Source organism: Cupriavidus sp. SIMBA_020 (assembly GCF_046535395.1).
GTDB classification, from domain to species: domain Bacteria; phylum Pseudomonadota; class Gammaproteobacteria; order Burkholderiales; family Burkholderiaceae; genus Cupriavidus; species Cupriavidus campinensis.
In genome coordinates, this window is record NZ_JAWRWU010001022.1 from 1 (window position 1) to 257 (window position 257).

Annotated in this window: 1 protein-coding gene; it reads left to right on the forward strand. The window is 59.1% G+C overall.

The features are described 5' to 3' along the window. Positions 1-222, forward strand: a 222-nt coding sequence (locus tag SB751_RS32565) for a hypothetical protein (protein ID WP_410749327.1), incomplete at its 5' end; no start/stop codon positions are given. Between the last annotated feature and the right edge of the window lie 35 nt (positions 223-257).

Consider the following 257-nt stretch of genomic DNA (forward strand, 5'->3'; position numbering starts at 1 on the left):
GTGCAAAGCGCGATCAGCTTGCCCGCGTATAACGTGCGCCAGCCCGGGTATAGCATCTGGGATGCCGTGGTGGCGTATCGGGCCACGCCGAACCTGGATCTGCGCCTGAACGTGTACAACCTGTTCGACAAGTATTACTACCAGGCGATCGGAAGCACCCAGGACAACAATCACTTCGGCGCGCCGCGGTCGTTCTTGTTGACGGCGAAATACACGTTTTAGGGTTTGGCCATGAGCCGTCGGTTACGGTCCAGCGC